Source organism: Rhizobium sp. NLR16a, assembly GCF_017948245.1.
Taxonomy (GTDB): domain Bacteria; phylum Pseudomonadota; class Alphaproteobacteria; order Rhizobiales; family Rhizobiaceae; genus Rhizobium.
Window position 1 is genome coordinate 3,240,505 of record NZ_CP072865.1, and the last position, 16,803, is coordinate 3,257,307.

17 protein-coding genes and 1 pseudogene are annotated in these 16,803 nt (G+C 61.5%); 9 read left to right on the plus strand and 9 right to left on the minus strand.

Annotation, left to right across the window (positions count from 1 at the left end):
• The first annotated feature begins 37 nt into the window (after positions 1–37).
• Both groL and J7U39_RS15785 read left to right on the plus strand, forming a co-directional pair.
• Positions 38–1,675, plus strand: coding sequence for a chaperonin GroEL (gene groL / locus J7U39_RS15780; protein WP_088396568.1), 1,638 nt, complete (start codon positions 38–40; stop codon positions 1,673–1,675).
• 681 nt (positions 1,676–2,356) lie between these two features.
• Complete coding sequence (locus J7U39_RS15785) at positions 2,357–2,803, plus strand: hypothetical protein (protein ID WP_210629039.1); 447 nt, start codon at positions 2,357–2,359, stop codon at positions 2,801–2,803.
• A 191-nt stretch (positions 2,804–2,994) separates the two neighbouring features.
• On the opposite strand, the pseudogene J7U39_RS15790 reads toward J7U39_RS15785, so the two are convergent.
• The 3 genes and pseudogenes from J7U39_RS15790 to J7U39_RS15800 form a co-directional block, all read right to left on the minus strand.
• Positions 2,995–3,904, minus strand: a pseudogene (locus J7U39_RS15790) (sigma-70 family RNA polymerase sigma factor).
• A complete protein-coding gene (locus J7U39_RS15795) occupies positions 3,901–4,644 on the minus strand; it encodes an SDR family NAD(P)-dependent oxidoreductase (protein WP_210629040.1) in 744 nt (247 codons plus the stop codon). Before J7U39_RS15795 ends, J7U39_RS15790 begins: the two are co-directional and overlap by 4 nt.
• A gap of 403 nt (positions 4,645–5,047) precedes the next feature.
• On the minus strand, positions 5,048–5,758 hold the full coding sequence (locus J7U39_RS15800; RefSeq protein ID WP_210629041.1) for a glutathione binding-like protein: 711 nt from the start codon (positions 5,756–5,758) through the stop codon (positions 5,048–5,050).
• Between the two features lie 203 nt (positions 5,759–5,961).
• Here J7U39_RS15800 and J7U39_RS15805 point away from each other — a divergent pair, with 203 nt between their 5' ends.
• Entirely contained in the window at positions 5,962–6,405 is a 444-nt protein-coding gene (locus tag J7U39_RS15805) for a DoxX family protein (protein ID WP_210629042.1), read from the plus strand.
• Between the two features lie 78 nt (positions 6,406–6,483).
• Here J7U39_RS15805 and hisG read toward each other — a convergent pair whose 3' ends face one another.
• Genes hisG through hisS form a run of 3 tightly spaced genes read right to left on the minus strand, consistent with a single transcriptional unit; the run spans position 6,484 to position 9,872 of the window.
• Positions 6,484–7,179, minus strand: a complete 696-nt coding sequence (gene hisG / locus J7U39_RS15810) for an ATP phosphoribosyltransferase (RefSeq protein ID WP_210629043.1) — start codon at positions 7,177–7,179, stop codon at positions 6,484–6,486.
• Positions 7,176–8,297 carry an ATP phosphoribosyltransferase regulatory subunit gene (locus J7U39_RS15815; protein WP_210629044.1) on the minus strand — a complete coding sequence of 374 codons (1,122 nt, stop codon included), beginning with the start codon at positions 8,295–8,297 and terminating at the stop codon, positions 7,176–7,178. The genes hisG and J7U39_RS15815 overlap by 4 nt, the downstream gene beginning before the upstream one ends.
• A 51-nt stretch (positions 8,298–8,348) precedes the next feature.
• Complete coding sequence (hisS, locus tag J7U39_RS15820) at positions 8,349–9,872, minus strand: histidine--tRNA ligase (protein WP_210629045.1); 1,524 nt, start codon at positions 9,870–9,872, stop codon at positions 8,349–8,351.
• Between the two features lie 129 nt (positions 9,873–10,001).
• Here hisS and J7U39_RS15825 point away from each other — a divergent pair, with 129 nt between their 5' ends.
• From J7U39_RS15825 to J7U39_RS15835, 3 genes are all read left to right on the plus strand, one after another.
• Positions 10,002–10,766, plus strand: coding sequence for a hypothetical protein (locus J7U39_RS15825; RefSeq protein WP_210629046.1), 765 nt, complete (start codon positions 10,002–10,004; stop codon positions 10,764–10,766).
• A 61-nt stretch (positions 10,767–10,827) separates the two neighbouring features.
• A complete protein-coding gene (locus tag J7U39_RS15830; RefSeq protein ID WP_210629047.1) occupies positions 10,828–11,190 on the plus strand; it encodes a hypothetical protein in 363 nt (120 codons plus the stop codon).
• A gap of 75 nt (positions 11,191–11,265) precedes the next feature.
• Positions 11,266–11,625, plus strand: coding sequence for a DUF305 domain-containing protein (locus tag J7U39_RS15835; protein ID WP_210629048.1), 360 nt, complete (start codon positions 11,266–11,268; stop codon positions 11,623–11,625).
• Between the two features lie 64 nt (positions 11,626–11,689).
• On the opposite strand, the gene J7U39_RS15840 is transcribed toward J7U39_RS15835, so the two are convergent.
• Positions 11,690–12,739, minus strand: coding sequence for an aldo/keto reductase (locus tag J7U39_RS15840; protein WP_210629049.1), 1,050 nt, complete (start codon positions 12,737–12,739; stop codon positions 11,690–11,692).
• Positions 12,740–12,994: 255 nt separating this feature from the next.
• Here J7U39_RS15840 and J7U39_RS15845 point away from each other — a divergent pair, with 255 nt between their 5' ends.
• Entirely contained in the window at positions 12,995–13,699 is a 705-nt protein-coding gene (locus J7U39_RS15845; RefSeq protein ID WP_210629050.1) for an HAD family hydrolase, read from the plus strand.
• 30 nt (positions 13,700–13,729) lie between these two features.
• On the opposite strand, the gene J7U39_RS15850 is transcribed toward J7U39_RS15845, so the two are convergent.
• Positions 13,730–14,230, minus strand: a complete 501-nt coding sequence (locus J7U39_RS15850) for a hypothetical protein (protein WP_210629051.1) — start codon at positions 14,228–14,230, stop codon at positions 13,730–13,732.
• On the minus strand, positions 14,227–14,856 hold the full coding sequence (locus tag J7U39_RS15855) for a DNA-3-methyladenine glycosylase I (RefSeq protein WP_210629052.1): 630 nt from the start codon (positions 14,854–14,856) through the stop codon (positions 14,227–14,229). The genes J7U39_RS15850 and J7U39_RS15855 overlap by 4 nt, the downstream gene beginning before the upstream one ends.
• Before the next feature lie 246 nt (positions 14,857–15,102).
• Between J7U39_RS15855 and J7U39_RS15860 the strand changes: the two genes are divergently transcribed.
• Both J7U39_RS15860 and J7U39_RS15865 read left to right on the plus strand, forming a co-directional pair.
• Complete coding sequence (locus tag J7U39_RS15860) at positions 15,103–15,849, plus strand: L,D-transpeptidase (RefSeq protein ID WP_210629053.1); 747 nt, start codon at positions 15,103–15,105, stop codon at positions 15,847–15,849.
• Positions 15,850–16,084: 235 nt separating this feature from the next.
• Positions 16,085–16,777: a L,D-transpeptidase gene (locus tag J7U39_RS15865; RefSeq protein WP_210629054.1), complete on the plus strand. Its 693-nt coding sequence runs from the start codon at positions 16,085–16,087 to the stop codon at positions 16,775–16,777.
• The last annotated feature ends 26 nt before the right edge of the window (positions 16,778–16,803 follow it).

Below are 16,803 nucleotides of genomic sequence, written 5' to 3' on the forward strand. Positions count from 1 at the left end.
GTTTCGCCCGAACAAATCGAATTCAGGAGTCACAAACATGGCAGCTAAAGAAATCAAGTTTGGCCGCACCGCGCGCGAAAAGATGCTGCGCGGCGTCGACATTCTCGCCGATGCAGTGAAGGTCACGCTCGGCCCGAAGGGTCGTAACGTCATCATCGACAAGTCGTTCGGCGCTCCGCGCATCACCAAGGACGGCGTTTCCGTCGCCAAGGAAATCGAACTCGAAGACAAGTTCGAAAACATGGGCGCCCAGATGGTCCGCGAAGTCGCTTCGAAGACCAACGACATCGCCGGCGACGGCACCACGACTGCAACCGTTCTTGCCCAGGCGATCGTTCGCGAAGGCGCCAAGGCCGTTGCCGCCGGCATGAACCCGATGGACCTGAAGCGCGGCATCGATCTCGCCGTTGCTGAAGTCGTCAAGGATCTCCAGGCCAAGGCCAAGAAGATCAACACTTCGGAGGAAGTCGCCCAAGTCGGCACGATCTCCGCAAACGGCGAACGTCAGGTCGGTCTCGACATTGCCGAAGCCATGCAGAAGGTCGGCAACGAAGGCGTCATCACGGTTGAAGAAGCCAAGACCGCCGAAACCGAACTCGAAGTCGTCGAAGGCATGCAGTTCGACCGCGGCTATCTCAGCCCCTACTTCGTCACCAACCCGGAAAAGATGGTCGCCGACCTCGAAGACGTCTTCATTCTCCTCCACGAGAAGAAGCTCTCGAACCTGCAGTCGATGCTCCCGGTTCTCGAAGCCGTCGTCCAGACCGGCAAGCCGCTCCTCATCATCGCTGAAGACGTCGAAGGCGAAGCCCTTGCAACGCTCGTCGTCAACAAGCTGCGCGGCGGCCTGAAGATTGCTGCCGTCAAGGCGCCTGGCTTCGGCGACCGCCGCAAGGCCATGCTCGAAGACATCGCCATCCTGACCGGCGGCACCGTCATCTCCGAGGACCTCGGCATCAAGCTCGAAAGCGTCACGCTCGACATGCTCGGCCGTGCCAAGAAGGTTTCGATCTCCAAGGAAAACACCACGATCGTCGACGGTTCGGGCGCCAAGTCCGACATCGAAGGCCGTGTTGCCCAGATCAAGGCGCAGATCGAAGAAACCACCTCCGACTACGACCGCGAGAAGCTGCAGGAACGCCTTGCCAAGCTCGCTGGTGGCGTTGCCGTCATCCGCGTCGGGGGCTCGACCGAAGTCGAAGTCAAGGAGAAGAAGGACCGCATCGACGACGCCCTCAACGCGACGCGCGCTGCCGTTCAGGAAGGCATCGTACCGGGCGGCGGCGTTGCCCTGCTCCGTTCTTCCGTCAAGATCTCCGCCAAGGGCGTCAACGACGACCAGGAAGCCGGCATCAACATAGTTCGTCGCGCTCTGCAGGCTCCGGCCCGCCAGATCGCTGAGAACGCTGGTGACGAAGCTTCGATCGTCGTTGGCAAGATCCTCGACAAGGATCAGGACAACTACGGCTACAACGCCCAGACCGGCGAATATGGCGACATGATCGGCATGGGCATCATCGACCCTGTCAAGGTCGTTCGCACCGCCCTGCAGGATGCCGCTTCCGTCGCATCGCTGCTGATCACCACCGAAGCCATGATCGCCGAGCTGCCGAAGAAGGACGCTCCGGCTATGCCGGGCGGCATGGGCGGCATGGGCGGTATGGACATGATGTGATAGGCCTCCGGCCTGTCACAACATCGTCCATGAAACCGCCCATCATTCAAAATGGTTCAGCGCGTAAAGCGCGCTGAACTGGCGGTATGGACATGATGTGATAGGCGAAAGCCGTCACTGAAATCCATTCCGGCACATCCGGAACAGGAAGGGCGGCCCTCGGGTCGCCCTTTTCTTTTCGCCAAAAATGATTCGATCCGTTGCGCGCTATTTTATGCTGCGCAGTGCGTCCGCGCTCGCGAAGCTTTCGTCAGGCTTATGTCGCCGCTCATTTCCTATGCGCGGGAGATTGCTTACGGGGGGCAGGCTTTCTCCCGCAAGCGCAGCGAAACGGGTCGAAAAGCGCTGAAACTGATCACTTCTGGCCGAAGACGCGGGGATGCCGACATTTCCCGCAACTGATGCCGATCCGAACAGCCCTTAAAAAGCCGTTGCCGTTTGTGCAAAAGCTCCTATAAATCCGCGCTGCAATTGATGCGCGCCCGGCGATGATTTTCGCCATCAGACGAGCGCGAGAAGGCGATGCCATAGTTGCGTACTCGAGAGGCTCCGGTCCGGAGACTCGAACGGCCGCAGCGATCGCCGGTGTAGGCGCGGGCATTATGCCCCTGTCCCATGATCCTGTTTCTTTGTGTTTGCCGAGCGTGCGGCGTCGGAGCCGCATCCGAACTGGGGAACGCCTTGTTTAAGATCGCCAAAGCCAATGCAGCCGTGCCCTTGATGACCGGCTCCCTGAACGACAATCATCAAAATCACCAGATGCTTGCTCAGCTGTCAGTTTCCGAAAGCTGGACCGGAGATTTTTCGACCGGCCTGATCCGTCTCGGCAAATGGAGCGCGATGCTGCACGGCATCTCCGCCGATGAATGCGGCCTGCTGAACCTGATCCGCTGCTACGATACCAAGGATCGCAGCCACGTGCTGGAGCTGTTCGAGCAGGCGGCGACGCACTGCTCCTCTTTCTGTTTTTCGACGACGATCATCACGCGGAACGGTTTCCGTCAGCCGCTGTTCTGCATGGGGGAGTCGAGCGGGCTCGAGGAGAAATACAGCGGCCGCATGGCCGGCGTCTTCATCTTTCCGCGCTTCAAGCTGCAAGACGCAACCCAGATCACAAGCTGGCAGTGAAGACCGGCGACGCGAGATAAAGGCCGCCTCCGGGCTCAGCCACTAACGTAAAACGTGGAATCGCTAAATTTGCGGTTCCCTAAGCCTATCGCGTGAACCTAACTTCACGTGGCAGGCTTTCGGGCATTGGCTTCTGATTTGGTATTCGGCGCATAGCGGGCCGCGAGAAAGCTCGTCTCGACCAGTATCGGTCACCGCGATGCGGCCGGCATGACATCAGCACCATCCCTGACATAGGTCGCGTAGCGATGGTCGCGGATCAGGCTTATCTTTTGCCCGCGCCATTCGAGCAGCATGAAATAGGAAGGACCGCCCGACGGTTCGGCCGATACCAGCAATATTTCCCGGCCTTCCAGCCAGGCCGGTTCGAGCTTGACCGGCGGATATTGGGCATAGTAGGTGAAGAACCGACCGACGTCGGCGGCACCCGAGATTTCCGGCCGTCGCGCCTGGCGAAGCCGAACGTCATCGGCCAGCAAGCGACGCAGCGCGTCCCAATCTTGGGCGTTGAAGAGCGCTGCAAAGTTCTGGGCCTCGGGACTTGGCGACGGCGCGACCTCAGACCGCACGTCGGAGATCGCGCGCAATCGCGTCCTACCGCGCGACAGATGGGCCTTGACGGCATCGACACTCAGTTCCAGCAGCGCTGCGATATCCGCAAGCGACTCTCCCAGCACATCCTTGAGGATCACCGCGCTGCGTTGCGGCACCGGCAATTCTGCAAAATGACCCAGGGCGATACTCACCGTGTCCCGCCGGATCAGCGCGTCCTCCGGGCCGACGGCGCTGATATCGGCCAGATCAAAGGCCATCTCAAGCGGCTCCGACCGGCGCGTACTGCGCTGGCGCAGGGCATCTATGGCTCGATTGTGGACGATGCGAAACAGCCACGGTCGCAGCCGCGTGCCCGGTGGGATCGAGCCGGCCGTCGCAAATACCCTGACAAACGCGTCCTGAATCACGTCCTCGCCGTCGATCACCGAACCCACCAGACGAGCAGCATAACGATGCAGTTGGGGGGCGAAGCGCGTCCGCTTCCCTGGCCAGGTCTTCGAGCAGAGTTTTCCTCTCTTCGGCCCCGAGAGCTGGGTCTTTCGTCATTCGATGACCGTCACACCCGTATCACCACGCACGGCATAGACCATGGCCTCGGCGAGGCCGGAATCGCCGATCAGTTCGGCGACCGTATCACCGAAAGCCCGCGGCGTCATGTCCGGCCAGATGGCGGCCTGCTCGGCAAATGTCCGACCCGCCTTCGCAGCATAGGCCCCAATTCCGGTATCGCCCACACCAGTTCCAACGAACATCTGCCGGGGAACGATGACCCGGAACCGCAAGCCCAGGCCGAGTTCGGCCGACAAGTCTTCGGCATATTTTGCAATGAACCACTGCGCGCGCTTGGCGCCGGCATAACCTCCCGATAGCGGCGACCCCTGCACGGCGGCTCCGCTGGAGACCAGGACGACGAGCCCGCCCGGCGCCATTGGCAAAGTCAGGGCAGCCTGTACCCAATGCAGCGCGGCCTTGACGTCCACATTCCAGTTGGTCGTGAATGCCTCCCAGCCAATGCGGTCGATCCGTTCCATGGACGGTTTCGCACCGGCATTCATGATGACAACATCAGGTCGCGTCTGCTCCATGATCCGCCACGCCGCGTCGGCATCGGTCGCATCGGCGGATATGGCGGTGACGGCCGGTTGCTTAGCCGGCCGCTGCTCAGCCGTCGCGTCTCGGGCGACCACGGTGACTTCGGCCGCGCGAGCAACGAATGCCTCGGCGAGCCCACTCCCCAAGCCGCGGCTCCCGCCGACGACCACGATTCGCTTTCCTTCCAGATCCATTTCTCAGTCCTTAGTCGGGTTGGTTTCGACCGCTCGACGACGGTCGCAACAACGACGCTTCAAGGAGGTGAAAAGAGTCATCGCCATCTGCGATTTGTGGAAGCCGGCGTCAAAAAAGCCTGACTCCGACCGAATGCCGCCGGGATTGCGGTCGTCAGCCCAAGCGGATCGCGTCCTTGATACGGGGTTTGCCGGTTTCCAGTCGGACTACCGCGCCGAACCTCCACATCTGCGGCGATCGCGAAGTTCGGGCGATGCGGGTTCTTGCAAAAGCTGACGTTCACTCCCCGGGAGAGAGAGGCAATCGAAGCCGCGTTGAGTGTCCGAAATCTCCAGCTTGAGTAATACCCCCTTAGTGGCTGGGCCTCAGGGCGGCCTTTTGCATTTTCCGGCGGATCGTCCGTTACTCCGGTTTGACCGGAATGTTGAGGCCTCTGGCGCTTGCCGGGCGGGCGATGCAGCGCTCCAGCCAATCGGAGACTGCGGGGAATTTCGCATAGTCGAGAATCTCACGGCCGCCATAGAAGATGTCGGCGCCGCGGACCCAGGTGAAGGTGGTGATGTCGGCGATCGTATATTGATCGCCCATGATCCACTGACGGCCCTGCAACCGGCCTTCGAGCACGCCGAGCAGGCGTTTGGATTCATCGCGGTAACGCTCCACCGGATAGGAATTATTGGCGACCTTGTCGGCGGCGAATTTGTGGAAATGGCCGAACTGGCCGAGCATCGGACCTATTCCGGCCATCTGGAAAAACACCCACTGGATGCATTCATAGCGGCCGGCGGCATCGGCGGGGATGAGCTTGCCGGTCTTTTCGGCGAGGTAGAGCAGGATGGCGCCGGATTCGAACAGGCCGATCGGCTTTCCCCCAGGCCCGTCCGGATCGATGATCGCCGGAATGCGGCCGTTCGGGTTCAGGGATTCGAATTCCGGCGACTTCTGCTCGTTTGCGGCAAAGGAAATATAATGCGGCTCATAGGGGAGCCCAAGTTCTTCGAGGGCGACCGATACCTTCACCCCGTTCGGCGTCTGCAGGGAATAGAGCTGGATGATATCGGGATTTTTCGCCGGCCAGCGCGTGGTGATCGGAAATGCGGAAAGATCTGCCATAGGGGACTCCATGTTTGGCGGCGACCATAGAAGACGATGCTCCAGAAAGGCAAGCGACGGCATCGTTCCATATTATTGAACGAAGCGTCTGCTTCCGTTTATCTTTCCATAACGGCAGAAAAAGGCGACATAGAACGCATCAGAGGTCCAACAGGTGCCGGGGCACCAAGATCTCCAGAGCCATTCAAACGGAGACAATGTCCATGTCGAACGCCAACAATGTCATCATCCTGATCGCCCGGATCCTTCTTTCCTTCATGTTCATCTTTGCCGGCTTCGGCAAGGTCACCGATCCGGCTTCCACTGCCGGCATGATCGCCGGCGCCGGCCTTCCGGCCTCCACCGCGCTCACCTATCTCGCCGGTCTCTTCGAACTCGCAACCGGCATTGCCGTGCTCGTCGGTTTCCAGGTCCGCATCGTCGGCTGGCTGCTTGCCGTCTTCTGCGTCTTCACCGGCGTGGTCTTCCATCTTGCGCCAGTCAACGTTCCCGATTTCCCGGCCGCCGCCAACGGCTGGATTAACGGCCTGAACTTCGTCAACTTCCTGAAGAACATCACGCTCGCCGGCGCCTATATCATGCTCGCAACCAATGGCGCAGGCGCCTACTCGCTCGACGCCCGCCGCGGTGCCTACGCAGCCGCCTGATAGCAGTTGATATCCTCCCAAAAATGCAAAACCCGCCGTCATCCGACGGCGGGTTATTTTATGCCTTGATGACCGGGATCAGAGGGCGGCGCGCACCGCCTCGATGATCGCCTGCACCGCCGGCTCGCCCGCATGGCTCTCCTTGCGGGCGCGCACGAGGCAAGCCTCTGAATGCAGGATGATGCCGTCCTGGAGCACCTTCAGATGATTGGCGCGCAGCGTCGAGCCGGTGGAAGTGATATCGACGATGATATCGGCCGAGCCGGAGGCGGGAGCGCCTTCGGTCGCGCCCAGGCTTTCGACGATGCGATAAAGCTGAATGCCGTGCTGGCTCGAAAAGAACTGCTGGGTCAGGCGCCAATACTTGGTGGCGATGGCAAGGCGTCGACCGTGGCGGGCGCGGAAATCGGCGGCGACATCGCCGAGATCGGCCATGCTGTCGACATCGAGCCAAATCTCGGGCACCGCGACGACGACATCGGCATGGCCGAAGCCGAGCCGGGCGCAGAATTCGACGCGCTTGTCGGCCTCGGCAAAGCCTTCCCGCATCAGATCCTCGCCGGTGACGCCGAAATCGACGGTGCCGTTGCCGAGCTCGCGGGAGATTTCCGACGCCGACAGGAAGGTGATCTCGATATCGTCCCAGCCTTCGACGCGGCCGCGATAGGAGCGGTCGTTGCCAACCGCCGAGATCGGCAGGCCGGCCCGCTCGAAGATCGCCGAAGCGTCGTCCTTCATCCGGCCCTTGGAGGGAAGCGCGATGGTGATGGTCATGCGGCTGCCCTTTCGGTTTCGATGCGGTCGAGCCAGAAGGAGAAGCCGACGGCCGGAATGCGGTCCGTCGCGCCGAGGAAGGTCAACAGCCGGTCGAAGCGGCCGCCGCCGGCCAGGACCGCGCTCGAGCCTTCCACCGTCACCTCGAAGACGAGGCCGGAGTAATAATCGAGCGGACGCCCGAAAGCGGCGCGGTAATCCAGGCAGGACAGGTCGACGCCGGCATCGGCAAGGGCGGCGACGCGGCCGTTAAAGCGCGACAGCGCATTGCCGAGCTTCAGGCCGGCAGCGTCGGCAAAGCCGGCAAGTGCTGCGGACGCATTGACGAGCGGCACGTGCAGAGACAGGAACTCTTGCAGCACATGGAAGGCCGCATCGTCGAGACGCGTCTCGGACAGGATGAGCTTTTCCTTGAGGCGCCGGGCGATCTCCAGCGGCGAGCGGCTGGCATTTGAGGAATAACCGGTCGCCTGCATCTCGTGCTCGATATGGGCGACCAGCGCCTGCTCGTCACCTGACACAACAAGCCTGGCGATATCGTCGTCAGGGCCGGTGACGAATTGCGGGCTGACGAGGCTTGCCAGCAAGGCTTCCAGTTGCGTCATATTGCCGAAAGCGTGGATCAGGCGCTTCTGCCAGCCGAGCGGCAGGCCGAGCGCCTGAACGACCGCCTCGAACACCGCCTGATCGCCCAACGTCACGGCTAAGCGCCGGCCCGGCAGCAGGCGGGCGAGAATGCCGGTTGCGTCACCAATGGCGCGCGCATCGGCGCCCGGTATGTTGATGTCGCCGAGATCCTCGATGCCGGCCTGGTAGAATTCATTGGCGCCTTCGCGGCGCTGGCGGAAGACTTCGCCGAGGTAGGCGTAACGCTTCGGCGTGCCGGTTGCCGTCTCGATGTGGCGCAGACAGACGGGGATGGTGAATTCGGGACGCAGGCAGAGGCTGGCGCCGGTTTCGCTTTCCGTCATGAAGATGCGCCGGCGCAGATCCTCGCCGGCGATATCGAGGAACGGCTCGGCCGGCTGTATGACCGGCGTATCGATGCGCTCGGAATTTCGCGAAGCGAATTCGGCAAGCAGGTCGTTGGAGAATTCCGGGAGGTTGATCAGGGGCATGCTGCGCTCCGAACAACAGGCGAAGGGCGTGCCGGAAGGCACGTATATGTCTCAGACATCACCGCCAGCCCTCTTTCGATCCTCCGCCTGCGCGGCAAGGATTTCCCTCACCTTGGCGACGAGATCGGCTTCCATAACCGTCTCCTGCGCCACGCGGGCTTCGCGCCAGCTGGCATTGTCCTCGATCTCGCCGGAAAGGCGCTTGCCCTCGATCAGATCCTTGATCTGCACGACGCCTTCAGCGCGCTCGTCGCCGCCCTGGATGATGGCGATGGGGCAGCCGCGGCGGTCGGCATATTTCAGCTGGTTGCCGAATTTCTTCCAGTTGCCCTGGAACATCTCGGCGCGAATACCGGCCGCGCGCAATTGCTGCGTCATCTTCTGGTAGCGGCCCATCGCCTCGACATCGCCGTCCATGACGGTGACCAGCACCGGCTCGATCACTTCGCTGGCGCCAAGCTTGCCGAGGTTCTTCAGCGCCGTCATCAGCCTGGAGACGCCGATCGAAAAGCCGGTTGCCGGAACCGGCTGGCCCATGAAGCGGGAGACGAGGCCGTCATAACGACCACCGCCGCCGACCGAGCCGAAAACGACCTTGTCGCCCTTCTCGTTGGTGACGTCGAAGAGAAGCTCGGCCTCATAGACCGGGCCGGTATAATATTCGAGGCCGCGCACGACGGAAGGGTCGATCTTGATGCGGTCGGCGCCATAGCCGGCGCTCGTGACGAGTGCACCGATGAAATTCAACTCCTCGACGCCTTCGGCGCCCTTCGACGTCCCCGCAACGAGTTCGGCCAGACGTCCGGCGCTTTCGGCATAATCCTTGATGCCGACGAAGAAGAGCACCTTGTCGATCTGCTCCTGGTCGAGACCGGCGCCCTTGGTGAAGTCGCCCGATTCATCCTTGCGGCCGGGGCCGAGCAGCAGCGAGACACCTTCCGGGCCGAACTTGTCGAGCTTATCGATGGCGCGCAGAACGTTGAGCCGCTGGCCGGCCTTGTCGTCGCCGCCGAGGCCGATCGCCTCCAAGACGCCGTCCAGAACCTTGCGGTTGTTGACACGGATGACGTAGTCGCCGCGCTTGATGCCGAGGGCTTCCAGCGTATCGGCCATCATCATGCACATTTCGGCATCGGCCTGAACACCAGGCGCGCCCACGGTATCGGCATCGAACTGCATGAACTGGCGGAAGCGGCCGGGGCCGGGCTTCTCGTTACGGAAGACGTATCCGGCGCGATAGGTGCGGTAGGGAAGCTGGATCTCGTTGAAATTTTCCGCGACGTGGCGGGCAAGCGGCGCCGTCAGGTCGTAACGCAGCGACATCCACTGCTCGTCATCATCCTGCAGCGAGAAGACGCCCTCGTTCGGCCGGTCGCTGTCGGGCAGAAACTTGCCGAGCGCATCGGTATATTCGAACAGCGGCGTTTCGACAGGATCGAAACCATAATGCTCATAGACTTCCCGGATCTTTGCCGTCATCTCGTTGACGGCGCGGATATCGTCGGCCGTCCGGTCGACGAAGCCGCGCGGCAGGCGGGCCTTGAGCTTTTGCGGTTTCTTCTGCTTGTCGTTCATTTCCGGGAATTCCGCTGACTGTGACAGTGGCGGTGTCCTAGCGGATTGGGCGGAGAGCGGCAAGGGCGGAGGGCCTTGATGGCGCTGCCAGAATCGATTGAACGATGAGGCATTGTTCAGAATGCGGATATGATCATGATCACCGAAGCGCTCCTCTATGCCGCGACATTGCCACTGACCGGCAAGCGCCATCGGAAGTTCATCCGCAATTCCGTCAATCTCTGGTCGCGGGCCGGACGTTGCGCCGGGGATTGGGCCGACCACGAAGAGAAGAGCCGCAACGCAATCCGTGCAGCAGCGGCCGGCCTCAGGCAGAGGCGGACCGCCGTCGTGCTCGGCTCCGGCCTGTTGCGGGATGTGCCGATCGATGAGCTGGCACGCGATTTCGACACCGTCGTGCTCGTCGATCTCATTCATCTCGCCTCGGTGCGGCTGTGGCTTGCGGCCAAGGGCTATCGCAACGTCCGGCTGATCGAGCGCGATCTCTCCGGCTACGACGATTTCGCCGCCGGTCAGGAGCCCGAACCGCTCGCCTTCCTGCGTGGCGTGCCCTATCTCGATTTCGTGGTTTCCGCCAATCTCTTGTCCCAGATCGGCCGCGGCGTGAAGCGACGCCATGAGGCCGAGGCGGCCGGTCGAATGCCTGAAGACACGGTGGAGAGGCTGATCACCGCGCATCTCAGCGGGCTTTCCGAACTTTCCTGCCGGCATTGCCTTGTGACCGACATCGCCTATGCCCTCATCGACCGCAACGGCAAAACACATGAGGAGACCGACCTGCTGCACGGCGTCACCCCGCCGCCGGCGAAAGCGGTCTGGACATGGCCGGTCGCTCCGCTCGGCGAAGAGAGCAGGGATTACCGGATCGAACACAAGGTCATTGCCGGCTGGTGATGCGGATGGGGCCGTCGGGCAGCACTTGGCGTGCAGCAGGCATTCACCTATATGAAACACCATGCGCATGATCGCCCTCATCACAATGTTTCTCGGCTGGCTGGTCTACGGCGCCATGTCCGCATGGGCTGGCTGTCCGACATGCGCGTCGATGAATGCGCCGGCCGCCGGCGGCAGCATGCACCATGAAATGGCTGGCATGCCGATGCCGAAAGAAGCAGGCAAGGCCGGTTCCTTGAAAGACCCTTGCGCCAGCGGAAACTTCGCGCATATGCCGCTTTGCGCCGCCTGTCTTATGCTGCCGGCGGCAGTGATGACCGGGGCGGGCGGAAAATCCAATTTCGGCTATCCGGCGCCGCCGCTTGCCCGCGCCCTTGATGACAACAGGCCTGCTCCACAGGCACCGCCTCCCCGACTGGTCTGATACCCGCATTTTCCATGCAGATGGGCGGCTTCGGCTGCCCGGGAACTCTATTGTCAGACAGAGGAAGGAACTCTCATGTCTTTGAAAATCATCGCCCTTACCGCCATGCTTGCCGCTTTTGCCGCACCCGCTTTCGCCGAAGACAAGCCCATGGATATGAGCGAGCCAATGGGCAACCACGACGCGGCCAGCCACGCCTTCAGCGAGGCGAACGACAAAATGCACAAGAATATGATGATCAAGTATAGCGGCGACGCCGACGTCGATTTCGTCCACGGCATGATTCCGCACCATCAGGGCGCGATCGACATGGCCAAGGTCGAGCTCCAATACGGCAAGGATCCCGAAATCCGCAAGCTCGCCGAAGCGGTGATCAAGGCGCAGGAGGCCGAGATCGCGGAAATGAACGCCTGGTTGAAGGCCCACGGCAAGTAGTCAGCCGTTGCTGAAGGGGAACGCCCGATAGGACAGGCGTTCCCCGGACCTTAGAGTGGTGAGGTCAGTCCTTCGGCTCGAAGTCGGCCGGGCGGCGACCGGCGCCTTGTCGCGACAGCATCCAGCCCGGATATTCTGGGGCAAGTGCGCTCACCTCGTCGAGCCTCTGCATATCACCTTCGTCGAGTTTCAGCCGGACGGCGGCAAGGTTCTGGTCGAGCTGATCGACACGCTTGGCGCCGATGATGACCGAGGTGACGAAAGGCTTGGCGAGGATATAGGCGAGCGCGACGGTCGCGACGCCGACACCATGCTTCTCGGCGATCTCGCGCATGACGGCGACGCAGGCCCAAGCCCTGTCCCTGTCGACCGGCGGGAAATCGAAACTGGCGCGGCGGCCTTCGCCATTGCCAGGCGCGCCCGGACCATATTTGCCGGAGAGCAGGCCGCCGGCGAGCGGCGACCAAACCATCAGGCCGAGCTTTTCCTCCTGCATCATCGGCACGATGTCCCGTTCGAGATCGCGGCCGGCGATGGAATAATAGGCCTGCACCGTCTCGAAACGGGCAAAGCCGCGGCGTTCGGAGACACCGAGCGCCTTGGAAATACGCCAGGCCTGCCAGTTGGAAACACCGATATAACGAACGAGGCCGCGCGAAACGAGATCGTCGAAGGCGCGCAGCGTTTCCTCGATCGGCGTCACCGTATCGGTCGCGTGGATCTGATAGAGGTCGATATGATCGGTCTGCAGGCGCTTGAGGCTCGCCTCGACCGAATCCATGATATGGCCGCGCGAGGCGCCGCGGTCGTTCGGCTTGTCGCCCATGATGCCATAGACCTTGGTGGCGATGACGACGTCCTTGCGCGGCACATCCAGGTTCTTCAGCGCCTGGCCGAGCAGCCTTTCGGATTCGCCGGATGAATAGACATCGGCCGTGTCGATGAAATTGACGCCTGCTGCCAGCGAGCGCTCGACGATCCGGTCGGCGGCATTCTGGTCGACATCGGCGATGGCGCCCCACATGCTGCCTTCTTTGGCGTCGCCGAAGGTCATCGTGCCCAGGCAGATTTCCGAGACGAAAAGTCCGGTATTTCCGAGTTGATTGTAACGCATGGTCGAAAAAATCCTTTGTGTCTGCCGCAAGAGGGACTTGCGAACGGAAGAACTTCATCTTTTGATTATTGGCCTGCGCGCGACAGGCACAGCCGTGGCTGGCTGCTGGGTGAGGCCCATTCGATGTAGTGCGACGGCGACGCTTTTCAACGCCAAGCCTTGTCGCATCGGAGGCTGACACCCTTGTCTCGACATAGCCCTTGTCTCGACACAGGCGGCCGATAGATTGACGGCCATAATTGAAGAGGTGCGCATGTGACGACGCGAGCACTGACGACGATCGGCTTCGATGCCGACGACACGCTTTGGCAGAACGAACAACATTACCGACTGACCGAGGCCTATTTTACTGAGCTTCTTGCCGATTTCGCTGAAGGCCCGAAGATTTCCGAGCGGCTGCTGGAAGCCGAGAAACGCAATCTTCGCCATTACGGCTTCGGCATCAAGGGCTTCACGCTGTCGATGATCGAGACGGCGATCGAGATCACCGAGGGCAAAGTGCCGGCGAGCGTCATCGCCAAGATCCTCGATACCGGCCGCGACCTTCTCAGCCATCCGGTCGAGATCATGCCGCATGCGCGCGACACGTTGGAGGCGCTTGCCGGCAAATATCTGCTTGTCGTAATCACCAAGGGCGATCTCTTCGACCAGGAGCGCAAGCTTGCCCAATCCGGGCTCGGCGACTTCTTCGATGCCGTCGAGATCGTATCCGACAAGACGGCCGTCACCTATCGCCGCATCTTCGCCAAGGTCGGAGACGGGCCGGAGCGGGCAATGATGGTCGGCAATTCGCTGAAATCGGATATCGTGCCGGCGATCGCAGCCGGCAGTTACGGCGTTTTCGTGCCGCACGAACTCACCTGGGTGCTGGAACATGTGGACGAGCCGAGAGAAGCGCCGCGCTTCCGAAAGATTGGCCATCTCGGCGAATTGCGCGAGCTGATCGATGGGCTCGCATAGCGGGCCCAGGCGACACGCATTAAGCCAGCCTCATTTCGCCTTGGGAGGCGCCTTCGGAAACAGCGAGGGCGAGTCCGGCTCAGCCGGCGGATGCTGCGGGGCGGCGGTCAGCGGCTCGATGAGGATGCTGAAGGGGGCCCCGAGGCCGCGGCGCGGCGAGACCTTGGAGTAGTAGGGACGCAGCAGCCAGGTGGTGTTTTCCTTCACCGTCGTCTGAAAGCTCATGCCGTCCTCATCGGTGCCGAAGAAAGCTTCGTCGTCGGGTTTCGACAGGTCGAAGATCGCCAGGAAGGCGAACTTGCTCTTGGTGGAAAAATCGATCTTCACGTGCTGACCGGCGCGCACCGGCAGCGTGTAGACGTGGCCGCTGCCGAATTTCGTCCATCCCTTGAGCTGCATGGTGACGGCCGGAAACTGCAGCTTCTCCAGTTTCTCACCGGGATCGAGCTGCGGCGTCTGCGCCGCGGCAAAGGCCGGCAAGAACAACAAGGCAAGGGCGGCGATCGATATTTTCACGGACAGATCTTTCATGGTCGAACCAGGACGGCGCGCATCGCCTCCACCTCGGGCCGACAGAAGCAGCCCTCCAGATGATCGTTGACGAGGCCCATCGCCTGCATGAAGGCATAAACTGTGGTCGGGCCGACAAAGGTCCAGCCGCGTTTCTTCAGATCCTTCGAAATGACCACCGATGTCGGCGTCGTCGGATTGGCGACGATGTGCTCACGGTCGACCACAACAGGCCGCTCATTGTGGCCGGGTTCGTAGCGCCAGAAATAACGGGCGAGCGAGCCGAATTCGTCCCGAAGCTCGATGGCGCGCCCGGCGTTGTTGATCGTGGAAACGATCTTGCCGCGATGACGGATAATGCCGGCATCAGCCAGGCAGCGGGCCACATCCTTCTCACCGAAGAGGGCAACCTTCTCGAAATCGAAGCCGGCGAAGGCGGCGCGGAAATTCTCCCGCTTGCGCAGGATGGTCAGCCAGGAAAGACCGGATTGGAAACCTTCAAGGCAGATCTTCTCGAACAGGCGAATATCGTCCGTGACGGGGCGGCCCCATTCCTCGTCGTGATACTTGAGATAGTCCGGCAGGTTGGCGTGCCAGTGGCAGCGGCTCCTGCCGTCCTCGCCGATGATGATGCCAGTCGTGCTCATGTCCGCTTCATTCTCCGGGATCCGCGTCGTTCTCCGGTCATGATTCCGGCTTTACCATTTGCAAACCGTCTTTCCAAACCGATCGGTAACCCTGACGAAAAGTTTATTCGGCCGGTCGGTCTTTCATGGATCGATCTTTACCATTCGCTGGCGGATGGAGTGGCAGCGTCTTTGCGAGCGGAACATCTCCGCCAGGCGGACCCATCCCGCCAGTCCATTTTCGGTCATTTGTAGAGAGTTCGTCCGATGATGAAACACCTTTTTCTTGCCTCAGTCTTCTGCGGCATCTTCTCCACGGCCGCCATTGCAGACGACCGCTACGCCACCCGCCCGCCTATTATCCTCAGCCCCGATCTGACCGCACCTTGGATCAATCAGCTCGGCGGCAAGGTCCGGCCGGTCGTCTATCAGCGCCCGGTCGTCCAGCCGCAGCAGCGCGGCCTCTTCCAGCGCCGCGTCACCCGCCAGGCGCAGCAGCCGGCCCCTCAGACGGTTTCGGCGATCAATCCCGGCATACCGGCAATCCGCCACCCAATCGAGCCGCAATATCTGCCGCAGATGGTCGATTACGACACCACGGAAAAGCCTGGAACCATCGTCATCGATACCAACAACCGCTTTCTCTATCTCGTCATGAACGGCGGCAAGGCACGGCGCTACGGCGTGGGTGTCGGCAAGCCGGGCTTCGAATGGGCCGGCGTCCACAAGATCACCCGCAAGACGGAATGGCCGGATTGGACGCCGCCTTCCGAAATGATCAGCCGCGAGGCCGCCAAGGGCCACTATCTGCCGGCGCGCATGGACGGCGGCCTGGAAAATCCGCTCGGCGCGCGCGCCATGTATCTCGGCTCGACGCTCTACCGCATCCATGGCACCAATGCGCCCTGGTCGATCGGCAGCGCCGTTTCTTCCGGCTGTATCCGCCTGCGCAACGAGGACGTCGTCGATCTCTACGACCGCGTCAACGTCGGAACCCGCGTCATCGTCATGTAACGGCGCACGCAAAAGCTGGAGCACCAGCAAGAGTGTGCAGTGGTTTTGCGTTGAGAATTCAGTAAAAACAAAGAGATGGAGCATTTTCGTGTTTCGGAGAAATACGGAAATGCTCTATGAAGCCGCTAGGACAGGTGGCTCCACTCGTCAAAATGGCTTTATCCGGCCATGTCGATCTTGAATCGGGCAGAAGATCATGTAGCTTCGGGCGGACTTGCTTGAGGGGAATCGACTAATGATCAAAGTGATGCCGGGACTGGCCGCGGCCGGACTTGTCCTGTCCTTGATTTCTACATCAGCCTTCGCCGCGCCTGCCGGCCCGGCTTCCGACAATGCACGGCATCCGGCGCAGATCATGCGCGTGGCGCAGATGCCGAAATATGTAAAGCCGCAATTCAAGCGCAAGAAAGTGCGCCTGGTGACGACGGAAGTGGCCGGCACTGTCATCATCGATACCAATAACAAATATCTCTACCTGGTCGAAGGCAACAACCGCGCGACCCGCTACGGCATCGGCGTCGGCCGCGACGGCTTCGGCTGGTCGGGCATCGTCAAGATCGGCCGCAAGGCCGAATGGCCGGCCTGGACGCCGCCGGCCGAAATGCGCCGCCGCGAAGCTGCCAAGGGTCACATCATCCCCGCTTACCAGGAAGGCGGCGAGGACAATCCGCTCGGCGCCCGCGCCATGTATCTCTACCAGGGTGGCCGCGACACCATCTTCCGCATCCACGGCACCAACCAGCCCTGGACGATCGGCCTCAATATGTCTTCCGGCTGTATCCGCATGATGAACGAGGACGTGATGCATCTTTACGATCGTGCGCCTGTCGGCACCAAGGTGATCGTCATCGGCCCCGGCAACAAGCAGGGCAATGTGGCTTTCGAGGACAGGGGTATCGACGTGCTGCGCACCATGTTCGGCGGCTGAGCAACACTTGTCAAAAAACGAGGGCG

Coding starts and splice junctions, on each gene's coding strand:
- hisS (WP_210629045.1), bottom strand. CDS start 9,872: ATGAACGACAAGCAGAAGAAACCGCAAAAGCTCAAGGCCCGCCTGCCG.
- J7U39_RS15850 (WP_210629051.1), bottom strand. CDS start 14,230: ATGAAAGATCTGTCCGTGAAAATATCGATCGCCGCCCTTGCCTTGTTG.
- J7U39_RS15800 (WP_210629041.1), bottom strand. CDS start 5,758: ATGGCAGATCTTTCCGCATTTCCGATCACCACGCGCTGGCCGGCGAAA.
- J7U39_RS15805 (WP_210629042.1), top strand. CDS start 5,962: ATGTCGAACGCCAACAATGTCATCATCCTGATCGCCCGGATCCTTCTT.
- J7U39_RS15835 (WP_210629048.1), top strand. CDS start 11,266: ATGTCTTTGAAAATCATCGCCCTTACCGCCATGCTTGCCGCTTTTGCC.
- J7U39_RS15825 (WP_210629046.1), top strand. CDS start 10,002: ATGATCATGATCACCGAAGCGCTCCTCTATGCCGCGACATTGCCACTG.
- J7U39_RS15855 (WP_210629052.1), bottom strand. CDS start 14,856: ATGAGCACGACTGGCATCATCATCGGCGAGGACGGCAGGAGCCGCTGC.
- J7U39_RS15840 (WP_210629049.1), bottom strand. CDS start 12,739: ATGCGTTACAATCAACTCGGAAATACCGGACTTTTCGTCTCGGAAATC.
- J7U39_RS15860 (WP_210629053.1), top strand. CDS start 15,103: ATGATGAAACACCTTTTTCTTGCCTCAGTCTTCTGCGGCATCTTCTCC.
- J7U39_RS15815 (WP_210629044.1), bottom strand. CDS start 8,297: ATGCCCCTGATCAACCTCCCGGAATTCTCCAACGACCTGCTTGCCGAA.
- J7U39_RS15795 (WP_210629040.1), bottom strand. CDS start 4,644: ATGGATCTGGAAGGAAAGCGAATCGTGGTCGTCGGCGGGAGCCGCGGC.
- groL (WP_088396568.1), top strand. CDS start 38: ATGGCAGCTAAAGAAATCAAGTTTGGCCGCACCGCGCGCGAAAAGATG.
- J7U39_RS15830 (WP_210629047.1), top strand. CDS start 10,828: ATGCGCATGATCGCCCTCATCACAATGTTTCTCGGCTGGCTGGTCTAC.
- J7U39_RS15865 (WP_210629054.1), top strand. CDS start 16,085: ATGATCAAAGTGATGCCGGGACTGGCCGCGGCCGGACTTGTCCTGTCC.
- hisG (WP_210629043.1), bottom strand. CDS start 7,179: ATGACCATCACCATCGCGCTTCCCTCCAAGGGCCGGATGAAGGACGAC.